The organism is Fuerstiella marisgermanici (assembly GCF_001983935.1).
Taxonomy (GTDB): domain Bacteria; phylum Planctomycetota; class Planctomycetia; order Planctomycetales; family Planctomycetaceae; genus Fuerstiella; species Fuerstiella marisgermanici.
Genome location: NZ_CP017641.1, coordinates 6013241 through 6028358, shown reverse-complemented (window position 1 = coordinate 6028358; position 15118 = coordinate 6013241). Strand labels below are relative to the sequence as shown.

General features: G+C 56.3%; 11 protein-coding genes. 10 read left to right on the top strand and 1 reads right to left on the bottom strand.

Annotated features, from left to right (window positions below; all coding sequences use genetic code 11):
* Window positions 1-788: 788 nt before the first annotated feature.
* The 7 genes from Fuma_RS22605 (at window position 789) to Fuma_RS22575 (ending at window position 8871) form a co-directional block, all read left to right on the top strand.
* A complete protein-coding gene (locus tag Fuma_RS22605) occupies window positions 789-1766 on the top strand; it encodes a DUF1559 domain-containing protein (protein ID WP_077026115.1) in 978 nt (325 codons plus the stop codon).
* Window positions 1767-1863: 97 nt separating this feature from the next.
* Complete coding sequence (locus tag Fuma_RS22600; protein WP_218922255.1) at window positions 1864-3525, top strand: outer membrane protein assembly factor BamB family protein; 1662 nt, start codon at window positions 1864-1866, stop codon at window positions 3523-3525.
* Window positions 3522-3905, top strand: a complete 384-nt coding sequence (locus Fuma_RS22595) for a hypothetical protein (protein WP_077026114.1) — start codon at window positions 3522-3524, stop codon at window positions 3903-3905. Before Fuma_RS22600 ends, Fuma_RS22595 begins: the two co-directional genes overlap by 4 nt.
* 127 nt (window positions 3906-4032) lie before the next feature.
* Window positions 4033-5421 (top strand): hypothetical protein, encoded by a 1389-nt coding sequence (locus Fuma_RS22590; protein ID WP_077026113.1) that lies wholly within the window; start codon window positions 4033-4035, stop codon window positions 5419-5421.
* 416 nt (window positions 5422-5837) lie between these two features.
* Window positions 5838-6275 carry a hypothetical protein gene (locus Fuma_RS22585; RefSeq protein WP_077026112.1) on the top strand — a complete coding sequence of 146 codons (438 nt, stop codon included), beginning with the start codon at window positions 5838-5840 and terminating at the stop codon, window positions 6273-6275.
* 344 nt (window positions 6276-6619) lie between these two features.
* Complete coding sequence (gene folD / locus Fuma_RS22580) at window positions 6620-7483, top strand: bifunctional methylenetetrahydrofolate dehydrogenase/methenyltetrahydrofolate cyclohydrolase FolD (RefSeq protein ID WP_077026111.1); 864 nt, start codon at window positions 6620-6622, stop codon at window positions 7481-7483.
* 203 nt (window positions 7484-7686) lie between these two features.
* Window positions 7687-8871: a 3-oxoacyl-[acyl-carrier-protein] synthase III C-terminal domain-containing protein gene (locus tag Fuma_RS22575; protein ID WP_145944312.1), complete on the top strand. Its 1185-nt coding sequence runs from the start codon at window positions 7687-7689 to the stop codon at window positions 8869-8871.
* A gap of 339 nt (window positions 8872-9210) precedes the next feature.
* Here the strand turns inward: Fuma_RS22575 and Fuma_RS22570 are convergent, their stop codons facing one another.
* Window positions 9211-9999, bottom strand: a complete 789-nt coding sequence (locus Fuma_RS22570) for a 3-keto-disaccharide hydrolase (protein WP_077026109.1) — start codon at window positions 9997-9999, stop codon at window positions 9211-9213.
* Between the two features lie 151 nt (window positions 10000-10150).
* Here Fuma_RS22570 and Fuma_RS22565 point away from each other — a divergent pair, with 151 nt between their 5' ends.
* The 3 genes from Fuma_RS22565 (at window position 10151) to Fuma_RS22555 (ending at window position 15117) form a co-directional block, all read left to right on the top strand.
* Complete coding sequence (locus Fuma_RS22565; RefSeq protein WP_077026108.1) at window positions 10151-11569, top strand: sulfatase family protein; 1419 nt, start codon at window positions 10151-10153, stop codon at window positions 11567-11569.
* A 27-nt stretch (window positions 11570-11596) separates the two neighbouring features.
* Complete coding sequence (locus Fuma_RS22560) at window positions 11597-12529, top strand: hypothetical protein (RefSeq protein WP_218922252.1); 933 nt, start codon at window positions 11597-11599, stop codon at window positions 12527-12529.
* 119 nt (window positions 12530-12648) lie between these two features.
* On the top strand, window positions 12649-15117 hold the full coding sequence (locus tag Fuma_RS22555) for a PSD1 and planctomycete cytochrome C domain-containing protein (protein ID WP_077026107.1): 2469 nt from the start codon (window positions 12649-12651) through the stop codon (window positions 15115-15117).
* The last annotated feature ends 1 nt before the right edge of the window (window position 15118 follow it).

Below are 15118 nucleotides of genomic sequence, written 5' to 3'. Positions count from 1 at the left end.
ATGCAATCGTATACTTCGGTACCTGGTCGGACTCGGAGTTTCTCTTAATGACTCTGATGTCCAAAACACATTACAACTTTCGACGCTCGTTTGTGTGCTTCGTCGCGCTGCTGCAGCTTGCTGTGGTGCCCGCGACGTATTCGCTGCACATCGGGTGTGAACACGCACACAGCGATGGTCACCACAACAGTGGAGTGGTCAGCGCTGTTGTTTCGTGTTTTTCCGGCCACCACTGCGACTGCTCGCATCATGCAACTGATGAGCGTTCGGGCAGTGAATCGCCGTCGCCTGAGAAGCCTCATGATTCTCATTCGTGTCCGGTGTGCCAGGCCGCGTTTGCGACGTCCACCGCTGATTTCTCCGCTCTTGGATTGCCGCAATTCGCGACGGCTTCCGCGCTTCCACGAGCCGAATCAGGCGTCCCCGAGTCAGCTGAGCGCTATCGCAGCAAGAGCCGCGGTCCGCCGTCTATAGCTGCTGTTTCCTGACTCCAGCCGTCGACTTCGCCGCGCGCAAGTTCGCAATTAGCGACCGCCGTGCGCACAGGAAAGATCGACGACGTGGACTCTGATTTCTGCGGCTGTCTGCTGATCACATCGGCAGCGGTTGCGTGATGCGATCAGGAATCCTCGGTCGCGGCCCCGTCACACTTCGGGTCCGACCAGTCTTGCGGTGCGCGGGTCGCGCCGAGGTTCCGTTTTCGCCTGACCACCTTCGTTTGTCTAAACAGACCGCGCATCGGACACCGCTGCGCGGTGTCCTTCGATACATGTTGAAAAAGTTGAATCATGCAAAACAAAATTACTCGCCCGAATGGGTTTACTCTCATCGAATTATTGGTGGTGATTGCGATCATTGCCATACTCATCGCGTTACTTCTGCCCGCCGTTCAACAAGCTCGCGCAGCCGCTCGGCGGACTCAGTGCAAAAACAATCTCAAGCAGTTGGCACTGGCAGCCCACAACTATCACGACACACACTCTTCGTTTCCGCTGAATTCGTCGTCCTCGCTGTATGGATATTCGGCACACGCTCAACTGCTTCCCTTTCACGAACAGGCCAATCTGCACAGCCTGATCGACTTCAACCAGCCAGCTCAAGTAGGGCTGCCATGGGCTCCGCAGATGAATCCTGCGATTCAACCTGTCGCGTCGCGTGAGTTGAACGTCCTGCGATGCCCGAGTGAAGCGGGCGATCCATTTTACGTTGACGCCAATGGCGACACGTGGGCCGGCGGCAACTATTTGCTGAACGGCGGTTCCGGAAGCGGCATCGAATACTGTTCTTCAAGGAACGACGGTCTGTTCTGGCGAGGATCGCGCACGAAGTTTCGCGACATCACCGACGGCACCAGCAACACCGTTTTCATGGCGGAGTCGCTGTTTGGCAATCGCCAGGCAGACACGACGACACTGCAGGATGCTCAGCGGCAGATGAAGCGTGTTTCCGGAGGTTCACCGTGCGTGCCAACAGGTGACGATATGACGGGGATGTCGGCCAGCGTCTATGAAGGCCGTCGTGCCGGAGCGTGGATCCTCAGCACCGGATACCACGCCCTCGTCCATGCTTACTTCACGCCGAACTCCGATCTGCCGGATATGACTCACCACGGTGAAGTCGTTTCCGGCCCGCGTAGCCTGCACGTCGGTGGAGCACAGGCCGCTTTGTGCGACGGCAGCGTTCGGTTCATCAGCGACAACGTCGACCTTGGTACGTTTCGAAATACGTTTTCGCGCAACGACGGTGAGGTCATCGGTGAATGGTAATGCTGCCGGCGATCTCCAGATGAAGGCCAATGCTGTTTTTCATCTTTGCTGGGCCAACGTGGCGGCGCGTTCTTCACTTTTTTTGCGGAATCAAATCATGAATCAGTTTCAACACCTATCCAAAAGTTTTTTACTTCTCGCGGTCACGGCAACAAGTGCCATGGCTGCGGACAATGTGGCTTCGTCATGGACGGGATTTCGCAACGGCGGCACGTCGCGTCTGTCCGGATCGCTGCCGCTTCAGTGGTCGCCGGACGACGGCATCTCATGGCAGACGGAAACAGATGGCTATGGACAATCGGCACCAGTGATTGCCGATGGCAAGGTCTTCGTCGCCAGTGTGATTGGCGAACAGAAAGAGCAATGCGCTGTGACCGCGTTTGACCTGAAGGATGGTCAGCGACTGTGGCAACATCGCTTCGAGACCGCTCGTCAGGCACCGTCCAGCTACATGATGGCTCGATCTGCACCGACACCGGTCGTAGACAGCGATGCTGTTTACGTCTTCTTTGAAAGTGGAGATCTGGTTGCAGTCAGCCCGGACGGTCAACAGTTGTGGCATCGTGACCTGAACGCGGACTACGGCCCATTTCAGAACAATCACGGTCTGGGAAGTTCGCCCGCTCAGACCGCCGACATGATCGTGCTGAACATGGAACACAAAGGACCGTCGTTTCTGCTGGCCGTTGATAAGCGGACGGGGAAAACTCGCTGGAAGACCGATCGACCTTCCGGCAGTTCATGGACAACGCCGATTGTGGCCGGCCCGGATTCGCACCAGCAAGTGGTGGTGTCTTCGGGAGGCGACGTTTCCGGCTACGATCTTGAAAACGGAAAACAGCTGTGGAGTGTTGAGGGGCTTGAAGGGAATTCCGTCCCGTCACCATGTGCGGTCGGCGAATATGTGTTTATCGGTGCTCGTATTCCGGAATTTGGTTCGGCCAGCGATGCCGCGAAGTCGAATCTTTGCATTCGCATCACGGGGGAATCAGCCCAACCGTATGAACTTTGCTGGCGAGCTACCAAGGCTGTCAGTGACTATGCCAGCCCGGTCGTGGATGGTGAGCAGGTCTACTTTCTGAATAAGGTCGGCGTGCTGTACTGCGTGGACGCGATGTCTGGCGAGACGATTTACCAGCAACGTTTGCGAGCCGAATGCTGGGCGACTCCCATTGTCACACAGGACGGCATCTACTTTTTTGCGAAGGACGGCACCGTGAAAGTGGTGCAACGCGGGCGCGAGTTCGGCGTGGTTGCCACCAACCAACTGTGGGACCAGAAAGATCCGCCAGAGCCGGAGACGTATCGCGAAGCCTCTCGTTCCCATGGCCATGGCTCGCACGGTGCCGAAGGCGGTTCTGGTCACGGAGGTCCGCCAGGTGGCGATGGTTCGAAGCCGAGTGGCGAAGGTGAGAGCGCCCGCCCTGCGAGTGGTGGTCGAGCAAGCGGGATGATTGCCGCCATGATGAAGGGCGATGCCAACGGCGACGGAATCCTTCAGGCTGACGAAATCTCCGCCGACTTTCGTCCGATGCTAAGGCGAGTCGACACCAACGGTGACGGATCGTTGGACCAGAAGGAACTGGCGGCGATGGCCAAAAGCTTTGCAGAACGCCGGAAGAATTCTCAGGCATCGTCACGAGACCCCATCGTCTACGGAGTGGCGGCCGTGCCCGGAATCGTCGTTGTTCGCACAGGCACTCGATTGTATTGCATCGCTGACGAGAGCTCGGCTTTGGCAACGGAGGATTCACCATGAAGCTCCTCCCCAGAGTTGCCCTTCACCGTTCGGTTGTCGCATTGTCGTTGCTCGCGGCCACGGGGTGTAACAGCGAACCGGACCAACTGCCGGAAGTCACAGTGAACGTTCCGGACCAGTTCGAACGGGACGGGATCGCCTGGCAGAAGCAACCGGGCGTGCAGGCTCCCGACATGCAATGTCTGAAGAAGTTCTTTTCGTTGAATCAGGATCTCGCAGGCAGTCCGGAATTCGAAGGCCAGCCGACCGTATTCACGTCGGGCACAAACGACCGTCGCTTCTACTGGCTGAATCCGGCAGCCGACGGCCTGCGTTGGCAATGTGTCGAATTCCGAAATCGTAAATTCTCCGTCATGGACGGTACCGAGAATCCATTCTGAAAGCCTCGGAAAACAGCTCACCTCACGGACACGGCTGTCCACATTGATTAACCTACTCCCACTTCAGATGGTCAACTGCGGACGCATCCGCAGTATTACCGAGATAGAAATTGATATAGGACCGACGATGAAGGCCAACAACAAAAGACGTTATAGAAAAGGCGTGCTGACCGCCCTGCTGATCGTGATCACCTGCGCGTCACCGATGCGGGCTCAGACGATTCGTACCAAAATCATGACGCGAATTTTTTGGCAGGATCGTGACACCGACCAACTTTCCTACGCAGACATCACGGCGGCAGACAAGTGGTCGATCAAGCGTGGCTGGGTGGACGGGTTTCCAAAACTCGACGCGGAACAACAGGATCTTGTTCAGATGAAGGCGTCGGACGGTGTCCTGATGGTCGGTGTTCGAGATCACGACGACGGAAAACACCAAAGCGGCTGGGTTGCGATCGATACGGGCGTGTTCGAAGAACCGCACGGCAATCACACGCACTGGAAGTACACACGCAAGCCCTCCGTCAAGCAAAAGCAACTGGATACTGATCAGGGAAACCCAGCTCACCTGTATGTCTACGATCGACAGTTCTATCTGGCAAACGACAGGAACAACGGTTTCACCAAGGCCCTGCCGACTGCTTTCATGCAAACCGGTCGTGCGGATGTGGCAAAGTTCTACCCCGGCGGTGGTAACCACATCACGCTGGCTGCCGTCAATAACACGGTTGCGTATAGTTCGTGGATTGATGGCGGTGGTCCGAACGCTGGCAGAGTCGACGTGGTGGACCTGCGGCAGTCGCAGCCGAAGATTTCCTATTCGTTCAATCTGCCGACGGGCGTGATTCACGGGGCCACCGCCAGCTCTGGCAAGGTGTTTCTTGCTCCGGCGGACGGTGTGTGCTGGGTGGCCGCTGATACTTCGCTGCGTCAATCGGCGGACAGCGTGAAAGTGCATCATTTGTCACTGGGCAAAGATGAAGAATCCGACAAGCCGATGCGAACCGGCGCATTTGAGAACAGTCGCAACTGGGTCTTGTTTTCCACGGGGAAGGCCGATCAATCGGGGCTGTGTTTGGTCAACGCGGCTCTGACGGAACCGAAGATTGTCAAGGTTCCCATTGATGTCGCTGACGGACTAAAACTGACCACGCCGCGGGCCGTGCTGTCGCTCGGGAACCGCTACGCGTTTTTGTTTCAGGATCGCACCGACTCAGACAGCGATGTCCAGGAAAAGTTAACCATTGTTGAACTCGACCCCAATCGCGATCGTGACTACTCCGACGCACGAGTCAAAATCAGCCTGCCGGTTGGTGCGAGCAAAATCAACGGGCACTACGGCCATCACGCCATCACCTTCGATGCTTACGGTCGCTATGCGATCTTCACGGAACCGGCGGACGGGATCATCAACGTGATGGCTCTGCAAAACATGAAGATCATCGCACGCTTCCGCGTCGGCGGCGCCCCGACAGCATCGTCGCTGTGGGTGCTCCGGAACACTTTCACTAATTGAACGTCGCCATGCTGGTGCGAATGGTAACCCGATGCGTAAGCGAGGGATCGAGTTGCGACGAATCCCTCGCTTACGCATTGGGTTACCCGAAACACAGGCCAATGGCCAAAGGTTGCGCTGTCCAACTAAGAACCCCTAACAAAACCTGTGTGGCCGCGTTGTGACGACAGTGGTCGAGATGCAAGGAAAAGTGACGAGGCGACAGACGTCGTCGAGGAGCGCTGACGCCGCAGATCGGCTGCTGTCGTCGCAACCCTCCGGGCCGTTTGTGGTTCCGCCTCAGACGGCGTCGTTCGTCGTCGACGACATTTGTCGCCTCCTCCTCACTTCTTGCCTGAAACGAAACCACAAACGTCGCGGCTCACACAGGTGTTGTTAGGGGTTCTAAGAACTGCCATAGAAACGAGAATTCCAATATGACGTTCAGACACCTTTTCGCATTGCCACTGTTCTGCGTGCTGCTCCTGGCCGGCTGTGGCGATGACACGCCTTCAAACGCGCCCGAAAGTGCAAGCCAAGCAGATTCAGGCAGCATCGAAGATAAGGTCGCCCTGATTGTGAAACTCCGCGACCAGATTCGCGATGGCTTCACGTCAGGCGACGTCGATGCCGCCCATGGACCTCTGCACGACGTAGGTGACAAGCTAGATGAGCTTTCGAAACTTATCGCCCAAAGCGATCTGTCGGACGAAGACAAAAAGACCATCGAAGGCCACATCAACACCCTGTTCGCCGCCTTTGGAGAAATTGACAAAACGTTGCACGGACAGGAAGGATCCACCTGGGAAGAAGAGGCCAGCACGATTGACGAAGCGATGGAGAAGCTTGTTCAGAGCTGCGAAACCGACCAATAGTCGTAACCGCAAGCTGAGCAACGCGACGGGCGCTTTCCGATTTCGGTTGGCATTCTCCCCGGTGACGCCTTTGTCCGGTCAGCAGGGTTTTTGTCGCGACGATCCCATCAATCGATGACGTTGCTCGGCTCACTGCGGAGACCACCGGGTTAACCTTGAGGTTAGCACGGTGGCACGTTGTGCGCTGCAGCGTCAGTTCTTGATTTGGGAGCTCAAATTTCCGGGTGGCGGTGAGGTCGTCTTTCAAAGATGGGAGTAGTTCTGGCGGCGGAGAGAAAGTGATTGCCGGAATTGGTACGATTGCAGTTCCACTTTCGCCACGTTCCACACATCGTTGTATCGCAATGCCAGCTTCCATTATCGACGGCAGGAAAATCTCTGCTGCTGTTCGCGAGCAAATTTCTAAAGACACAGCCGACTTTGTGGCGGCAACCGGAGTCACTCCGCACCTCGCCGCTGTGCTGGTCGGTGACGACCCGGCCAGCCAGGTCTACGTTCGCAACAAAGAACGAGCGTGTGAGAAGTGTGGTCTGAAGAGCACGCTGCATCGGCTGCCGTCGGAGACGACTCAGCAGCAACTGGCTGAACTTGTTCAACAATTGAATGCGGACGAATCTGTGCATGGCATTCTGGTGCAGTTGCCGCTTCCAGAACATTTGGATGCGACGCAGATTCTGGATGCAATTATTCCCGCCAAGGACGTGGATGGGTTTCATCCGGAGAACGTTGGCTTGATGTCGCAGGGGCGGCCTCGCTTTTTGCCGTGCACACCTCATGGCGTGATGAAGATGCTGGAACACGAGGGCATCAAAACGTCGGGCAGGCATGCGGTTGTGATTGGCCGCAGCGATATCGTGGGAAAACCGATGGCCGCGTTGCTGGTTCAAAAAGGGGCCGACGCAACTGTTACCATTTGTCATAGTCGCACGTCTGACATTTCAGCGATCGCTCGTCAGGCCGATATTCTGGTCGCCGCCGTTGGTATTCCGGAATTCGTAAAAGGTGACATGATCAAACCGGGCGCCGTCGTAATTGATGTGGGGATTAACCGCGTAGATGACAAACTGGTTGGTGACGTCGACTATTCTGCCGCCTGTGAGGTTGCGTCGGCGATCACTCCAGTGCCGGGCGGTGTAGGGCCGATGACTATTGCGATGCTGCTGCAAAACACTCTGCATGCGGCAAAACATCAGGCGAGCGCTTTGTAACAGGCCGCCGAGGAAAACTGCCAACTTATCCCGTTTTGGCAGGATTTACGCACGTAAGGGCACGTTCAGGTGTGTTTTCCGGCAGACCGTTGTGGATTCCGGTTTAACTCACAGTTTTTCCTGTTACGCTCTGCGCGCGAAAGCTGCACGGCAAAAGGCGGGCGTATCCAGATTTCTGCCCATGACGGGTGCCAGGAGACCAGGTGAAGGACACTTCTTTTCACAATGATAGCGCTTCCGATTTTATCGGGTTGTCCGCCGTGGTTGATGTCTTCGATCAGGACGAGCTGTTTGATCAGCTGGACAACGAAGCAGTGCTCGCGCTATCACAGCTCGGCGGAAATCGCGGCTTCTCAGATATCCGCGCGATCAAAAAGTCGACAGGTATCAGCAATCGTCGCCTATTGAAATCGGCGATGCGGCCAATTGACGTCGCCGTTCAGCTTTGCCGTCGGCTTGAGTGTGTCACCGACATGCGGTTGGGTGACTTTCAGCACATCCTGCTGTGCCATTCGCACACCGATGTTCACGCGTGCGAAGTGCTGGCTGCTGAAATCACCACGGCATTCAACCTGCCGACCGGCAGCATCGCGGCATTTAACTTTGGCTGCTCTGGTTTTCTGAAGCTGGCCGCCGAAGGCAGCTTACTTCTGGAAGACTGCGATCGCGGCAGCAAAGTGGCTTTGTTGTCCGTTGAGACACCGGAATACTGGCACGATGGCTCAGACCGGCTGTTCTGTGGAATCGTGTCGGCGGGTGCGACGGCGGCTGTTCTGGAAGTAGGGCACGGTCTGCCGATGTCGGTGGTTCGCAGCGACGACTTCCGGATCCCTGCAGAACGGAGACCGAATCCGGACCCTCTGTTCCATAAAGAGACCGCCGAAGTCTTCGACTTCCGAGGCGTCCTGGGCGACCGCACTGTGATGAGGATGAACCCCGAGCCCGTATTTCTGAACGGGATCGAATTGATGCTGGACAACCTGCGTTCGGCCTTGCTTTCAATCCAGTGCGCACCGGGCCAACGAGTGATCGTGGCGCCTCATCAACCCAGTGGCAAGCTGCTAAAGGCGCTTGTCGCGGCGGCTCGAACGGAGTTTCCGGAAATTGAATTCCTGAACAACCTGGAATTTTACGGCAACACCATTTCTTCGTCCGTGCCAACGTTGGTGTCGCGGCTGGATGAGGTCTTGGAACGCAATAAAATTGCGCCGCTGAATGACGGTGACCATCTGATCCTGTTGGCCGCCGGAATTTGCATGACCGAAATCGCCGATCACATGTCCGCCGGACACGCGTGTCTGACGTGGAAAAATGGTGTGCTGAATGAAAAGGCAGACGTTACGTCTACGGTCGATGCACAGGTCTACGTTGGCGAACCAGGTCGGTAACTGCCGCGTTGAACGTGCGGCGCGAGTTCCGCATGCAAGCCCGAGGACCTAAGAACTCCTAACCAAACCTGTGTGAGCCGCGACGTTTGTGGTTTCGTTTCAGGCAAGAAGTGAGGAGGAGGCGACAATTGTCGTCGACGACGAACGCCGCCGCCTGAGGCGGAACCACAAGCGGCCCGGAGGGTTGCGACGACAGCAGCCGATCTGCGGCGTCAGCGCTCCTCGACGACGTCTGTCGCCTCGTCACTTTTCCTTGCATCTCGACCACTGTCGTCACAACGCGGCCACACAGGTTTCGTTAGGGGTTCTAAGTCCTGGGCTCGCCCGTTGCTGCGGCTACTACTCGTCCAGCACCATGATTTCCACTTTGCGGAACTCACACGGATGGCTTTCTGACTGCAGCGAAATTGTGCCGCCGCTGAGTGCAAGCTTGCCGTCTTTGATCAGCTTCTGAGCCGACTTGTCGCGTTTGTCGAGTTGCGGTTCGTTGTATTCCAGCACTGTTTTTCCGTCCAGAATGTGGCGGATCACCTTGTTGCCACGCACTTCGATTTCCGCCGTCACCCATTTGTCGAGGTGATAGGTTTCGGATGTTGAACTGATGCAGTGTTGCAACTGCAGTTTACCGTCCATGACGACGTTTGTGCCCGGCGTACATAGGTTGGACGTGGTGCGAGGATCTTTGCCGTTGCCGGCGAGTAACTGCACTTCAATTGACACCGGGAAGTCCTGATCCTTGTCCATGGTTTCCGGCTTTTGGCCATGAATCATGACGCCGCTGTTTCTGGTCGCCCACCCCGCCCCGCCCTGACACTGCTCGCCCACGAATCGGTATTCAACGCGAAACCGATAGTGCGAGAATTCGTCTTTGTAAAACAGGTGTCCGAAGCGGTTGCCGAATCCATCTTTATACTGATCGTAGCGGACCTTTATGACGCCATCTTCGACTCGAAACGTGTTGCCAAAGTTTTCGCCCAGTTCTGAATAGCGAATTTTGGGCGTCCAGCCCGTCAGGTCTTTGCCATTGAACAGCGACACCCATTCGCCCTGTTTGTCGGTCGCGTCATCTGCCGTAAGTGAACCAGCCAACAGCAGGACCGCGGCGATGGAGATAAAAGTGCGAGTCATTGTTGTTCCTGTTGAAGATTGTGTGCTGGTGTTCGCCGTCAAGGCGTTGAATGGGAGTCAGTCGGCGCAAGACATTCTTCGCTGATTGTCCTATTCTCTGAACCTGAATCAACTCCGCATTCCAATCTGATTGAAAAGGAGCCTGGCGTCAATGAACAGGAATACCATCTCGCTGCTGGTTTTTGCACTGTCGTTCGCGTGCTGCACCAGGGCAATCGCGGAACGCAAGCCAAACGTTATCCTGATTATGGCGGACGACGTGAGCTGGGAATGCTTCGGCTGCTATGGGGCTGAAGACTACCAGACCCCTCACATTGATGAACTGGCCACGAAGGGAATTCGGTTCACTCATTGCTATTCGACGCCATTATGTACGCCGTCTCGCGTCAAGATTATGACGGGGCAGTACAACTTTCGAAACTATACGCACTTCGGTTATCTGGACCCGCAGAGTAAGACGTTCGGCCACAAACTGCAGTCTGCGGGCTACAAGACGGCTGTCGCCGGGAAATGGCAACTGAACGGGCTGTCTCATCAGGCTGAGGGTTTCTCAGACAACACGCGGCCGTTTAAGGCCGGGTTCGACGAATATTGCCTATGGCAACTCACCGTACCTCGCGGTGCGAAAGGAAGCGGTGAACGTTTCTGGAGTCCACCTCTTGAGCAAAATGGAAAGCTGCTGACACCGGACGATAACCTGAACAAGTACGGCCCGGATATCATGTCTGACTTCGTCTGCGACTTCATCAAGCGTAACAAAGACGAACCGTTTTTCGTCTACTACCCGACTGTTCTGGTTCACAATCCGTTCGTACCAACGCCTGATACAATCGGCGCCGCACCGCGCGATCATGACGCCAATCGGGCTCCCAAAGGCAAGGCCAAGCAGAAGGCCAACTTCGTGGCGATGGTGAATTATCTGGACAAGATCGTGGGGGAAATTGTCAAGCAGGTGGACGACATCGGCCAGCTTGAAAACACGATCATCCTGTTCACGGCCGACAATGGCACCAACACCAGCATCACTTCAGCATGGGACGGGCGTGACATTCGAGGCGGCAAAGGCGGCACAAAAGACATGGGAACTCACGTGCCATTGGTGGCGTATTGGAAAGGCCACACTCCCGAAGGAAAGGCGGTGGACGATCTGATCGACTTCACGGACTTCTATCCGACGCTGGCAGCTGCCGCCGGTGTGGAACTCAGCAAAGACGATCCGATTGACGGGCGCAGTTTCCTGCCTCAGCTAAACGGCAAATCCGGCACTCCGCGAGATTGGGTGTTCTGGCACTATCAACCGTACTGGGGGAAATTCGCCGGGGCGCAGTTTGTGCGTGACCAAACTTTTAAGCTGTATCGGGACGGTCGGCTGTTTAACGTTCCGCAGGATTTGGATGAATCGCGTAACCTTGCGCAAGCTAACGGGAATGAAGCGGTCGAATCAGCTCGCCGAAAGTTAGACCAGGTTTTGAACAGTGCGCCGCCAGCGCCGCCGCTGGAAGGTGGTCGGAATGCAAGGGCTCGGCCAGTGTATCCCGCCTGGAAAAACGTCGTGAACCCCAACGACTAAGACCATCCCTTATAGGAATATTCGCCAGTGCCATTTTGCAAACTCAATTGGATCACCGTTTTCTGCCTGTTCATCCCTGCGGTCTGTTCCGCTGAAGACGTGTTGAAGATCGATAACGGAGTGACCTCCGTCGGTATCGACCGCAGCAAGGGAGCGGCGATCACATGGCTGTCATCGAAAGACTATCCCGGCAACATCGTCAACATTGCTGACCCGGGCCGACTGATTCAGCAGTCCTATTACGCTGGTCGGCATCTCGACCGCACAGCCGAAGGCCAAAGCAAAGCGTGGAGTCCCTGGACGTGGAACCCGATTCAGGGTGGCGGCGTTGGATCATGGGCGCGAGCTTCGACGTTTCGACGCGATGATGGCGTCTTGTATTCGGAAACGACGCCCAAGCTTTGGGATATGCCAAACGAAGAAGCAAAGGCAATCATGAGGCAATGGACGTCCTTCGAACCGTCGCTGCCGAACACGATTGTTGTGAAATGTGAATTCGTTTCTCAACGTGACGAAGGTGATCGTTGGGGACCGGTTGCCCTCAGGCCGCAGGAGCTTCCTGCCTGCTACTTCACGAGGAATTTTAACCGCGTTGTGAGTTATCTGGGTGACGGCGAATGGCGTCCTGAAAAACAGCCCCCCGGCCCGCCATGGGGGAAAGCCGCGCCTCCGAAGAATGCGATGGCCTGCTTTAACGCTGACGGTCAGGGCATTGCTGTATTCAGCCCGACAACGAAAGGACACTGGAACTTTGGCCCGCATGCGGGTGGACTTAGCAACGATCCGACTGCCGGACCGTGTATGCATGTCGCTCCCATTGATCGCATCAATCTGGCGCCGAAATCGACGTTTCGATATCGGTACTGGCTGGTTGTGGGTGACAGAGATACAATTACGAAGAGCCTGGATGTGTTGTGGCAGAAGTATTCCAGCGAACATTCTGAACTGACGCACCCGTAACATGGCGGTGGCCTATAGTCCGTTGATTCAGCAATGGCAGGCTCATTGTCGCAGTCTGCTCGTTTGCCGTAGGCGTTGCTGCGTGCGCTTGGCTTCGGTAACTCGTAACCGGTGGTTCAATGTCGAATCGATTTTCAACCGGCTGTCTGTTTCTTTGCGGGGCTTTGTTTTTCATAGCCAGCGACGCTGCCGCTGAGGACGATGACAGTGCTGCCGGCGAAGCTTTTTTTGAGTCGAGGATTCGGCCGGTATTGGTGAAGCAGTGTTACGAGTGCCACGCTGGTGCGAAGGTGGAAGGCGGTTTGCGAGTCGATCGAAGGTCGACGATACGCAAAGGTGGCGACCGCGGTCCCGCGGTCATACCAGAGCGACCAGACGCCAGTATCCTGTTGACTGCCATCAGGCATGCCGACCCCGATTTGCAGATGCCGCCGAAAGGGGCGAAGTTGTCAGCAAAGGTCATTGCTGACTTCCGAAAGTGGATCGAAATGGGAGCCCCCGATCCTCGCGCCGACGGCGACGGTGACAGCGGCGAAGATTCTGATTGGGCCGGGTTCGAAGCGGCCAGGGATCATTGGGCGTATCAAGCAGCGACCGAATCGTCTCCCCCCATTGTCGATGATTCGCAATGGCCGCGCGGAGATGTTGATCGGTTTGTGTTGGCGGCTTTAAAGGACAATGATCTGAGGCCTTCGCCGGATGCGGAGGCCGCAACTCTGCTGCGACGTTTGCACTTCGATCTCGTGGGGCTGCCGCCATCGCCGAAGTCGCTGAAAAACTTCATGTCGACGGTTGCTGCAAAAGGCATGGACTCGGCACTGCCGGACGAAGTGGATCGGTTATTGCAGTCGCCTCACTTTGGAGAACGCTGGGGCAGGCACTGGCTGGACGTGGCTCGGTTTGGCGAATCCAGCGGCGGCGAATCCAACGTCACGTTTCCCTATGCGTGGCGGTATCGGGACTATGTGATTGAGGCCGTCAACAACGACGTGCCTTACGATCGTTTTCTGACCGAACAAATCGCCGGCGACCTGTTGCCGTGCGACAGCGACAAAGAACGTGCTCGCCTACTTACCGCGACCGGATTTCTGGCTGTCGGCACCAAGAACCTGGGCGAAAACAATGACGCGAAGTTCAAGGCTGATCTTGTGGATGAGCAGATTGATGCGCTCACCCGAGCCGTCATGGCGAGTTCGGTTGCGTGTGCTCGCTGTCATCATCACAAGTTCGATCCGTTTTCGATGGAAGACTACTACGCGTTGGCCGGAATCTTTGCCAGCAGTAAAACATACTTCGGCACATTTGTATCGCCCGCGAACAATCGCGGCGGAGACCCACTTGTGTTGCCACGAGTTCCCGGGCAGCAGGTCTTTCACAAATCGCTGACACCGGAAAAGTTCCAGAAGCTTAAGGCTCAATTCGCAGAACTTGCTGAGGTGCGAGCCCAGATCGACGCCGCTCAGGCTGCTCGCTTTGCCGGGAAAGAACCGGCGAAGACATTCACTTTGCAGGAAGTACTGGGCAACATTTGGCGCATGGGACCGGTGGAAGGCAAGCTGGAAACGCTCGACGAAAACGGCAAGGCAGTTCCCGTGGCGATGGGTGTTCTCGACGACAAGGTGCTGAACGTGCCGCTGCTGGCTCGAGGCGAAATTGGTCGTGAAGGCGAAATTGTTCCTCGTGCGTTTCCGCAGGCGATCCTTGTAAACGACGCGCCGTCGATTCCTCGTGAACAAAGTGGACGCCTTGAATTGGCGGAATGGCTGACAAACACACAGCATCCCTTGACCAGTCGCGTCTTTGTGAATCGCGTTTGGAAGCACCTCTTTGGTCGAGGGCTTGTGGCCACGGTAGACAACTTCGGCACGTCCGGAGCCAAACCCAGTCATCCTGAGCTGCTTGATACTCTTGCCGTGCGTTTCACGAACGAAGGCTGGTCGTTAAAGAAGCTGATTCGTACGCTGGTGCTGTCCCGGACCTATCGTCAGTCTTCAACGTTTGAGTCGGCGTCGTTTCAGAAAGATCCCGAGAATCAGTGGCTGTGGCGGATGCCGAAACGACGTCTGGAAGCGGAAGCCATTCGCGACGCGATGCTGGTCGCGTCGGGAGAACTGCAGCGGACGCCGGTGGCTGGTTCTTTGGTGGCGACAAAGATCGGCGATAAGCCGGTGTCGTTGATCGGGCTGAATCGCAACTTGCCAAAGGACCTGGACGGTTCGCTGCACCGATCTGTGTATCTGCCCGTGATTCGCGATCGGCTGCCGGACGTGTTGAGTTTGTTCGACTTTGCGGAACCGAGTCTTGTGACGGGTGAGCGTGAACAGACAAACGTGCCGGTGCAGGCGCTGTATTTAATGAACAGCGATTTTGTGCAGGCGCGAGCTCGCGCGATGGCGGCTAAGCTGGAAAAGGAGGCTCGGGACGACAAGCAATTGGTTCAGCGAGCGTTTTTGTTGTGTCTCGCACGGAGGCCGGATGAGGACGAGTTGCAACGGTCGCTCACGTTTCTGCAAGCCGGCGGCGACCTGGCGGCGTTCAGCTTTTGTCAGGCGATGTTGTGTACCGCCGAGTTTCGGAATTTGGATTAAT